The following is a 1,401-nucleotide window of genomic DNA, read 5'->3' on the forward strand; positions in this document are numbered from 1 at the left end:
ATATCTGCTTGAAGCATGGTTCTTGTTTTTGTACTTTGACCATCTTGAGCTGCTTGAGTAGCTTTAGTCTTGATAGTATCTAAGATTTTAAGTTGCTCATCCATAGCCTTATCAGCAGTTTGTAAGATACCTAAAGCATCATTACCATTTGAGATAGCTTGACCTAAAGTATTGGCTTGAGATCTTAAACTATCTGCTATCGCCATCCCTGAAGCATCATCCGCTGCAGAGTTAATCCTAAGACCTGAACTAAGTCTACTTAAAGACTTGTCAAGCTCGTTAGCATTAACAACTGAATTTGCATGCGCATTTAACGCACCGATGTTGGTGTTTATCCTAAAACCCATTTTAAATCCTTTCAAAATATTGCATCGAAAAGATTAAAGCAAGAAGTGTTCCAAGTTTAAAAAACATCAAAAATAAAAAAGCCTAGTATTTAAACTAGGCTTGGATTTGTATATATCGCAGTATTTTAGAGCTTAACTACTGAAGCAGTCTTAAAACATTTTGCTGACTAGAATTTGCTTGAGCCATAGCATAAGATCCACTTTGAGCTAAGATGTTAGCTTTAGAGTAGTTTGCACTCTCGCTTGCAAAGTCTACATCTCTGATTTGTGATTCAGCTGATTTAACATTGACTTGAGTTACGGTGATGTTGTTTATAGTTGATGTAACTTGATTTTGTATAGAACCTATATCAGCTCTGATTTGATCAAGATTGGTTATAGCAGTTTCAGCTATATCCATTACAGCCATAGCACCTTTAAGAGTAGTTACACCCGCACTCTTATCTACTGTTCCAGCCATATTGCCTGCTGAAGTTTTTAAAGTAGCAAATTGAGAATTTCCTGAACCTTCTGAAAAACCTGAACCTTTAGAAACGGTATAAACATTGCTAGCACTAGACATTGCTGAAATAGTAACAAGAGAATCTGTTAATAAAGCTGACATATTTTTGCCACTGCCCTCAGAAAATCCTGAACCAGCAGAAAATCCTGAACCTTCAGAACTCATATAAGCTGAAACAGAAGAATAACCTACTAAAATTTGTTTTCCTCCGCCTTTAAAGGAATTAAAGCCCATTGCATCCGCTATATTTGCATCGATTTGACCTTTAGACTCTCTTAAAGATACTGAAGATTGAGAAATAAGATCAGTTGTTCCCATACCTATAGCACTAAGATTGGTTCCGCTGATGTTAATATCTCTACCATCGTTTTTTACTAAAGATAATCTTCCATAATTTTCTTTTTGTGTTCCTAAAATTCCAGAACCAACTCCTATATCTCCAGTGATTTTAATCCCTCTACCATCAGCTGAAGTAAGAACAAGCTTACCATTTTCATCCTTAGAAGCTTGAACTCCTGTTGTGTCTTTAACCGCATTGATAGCTGAGATCAA

Annotated in this window: 1 protein-coding gene and 1 pseudogene; both read right to left on the minus strand. The window is 36.0% G+C overall.

Annotation, left to right across the window (positions count from 1 at the left end; translation table 11 throughout):
- A pseudogene (locus tag AJ884_RS07580) lies at positions 1–347 on the minus strand (flagellin); the annotation flags it as partial.
- Positions 348–483: 136 nt separating this feature from the next.
- The coding region (locus AJ884_RS07585; RefSeq protein WP_261660584.1) for a flagellin at positions 484–1,401 on the minus strand (918 nt) is incomplete at its 5' end.

The organism is Campylobacter sp. BCW_6463 (genome assembly GCF_001762785.1).
Lineage (GTDB): Bacteria > Campylobacterota > Campylobacteria > Campylobacterales > Campylobacteraceae > Campylobacter_D > Campylobacter_D jejuni.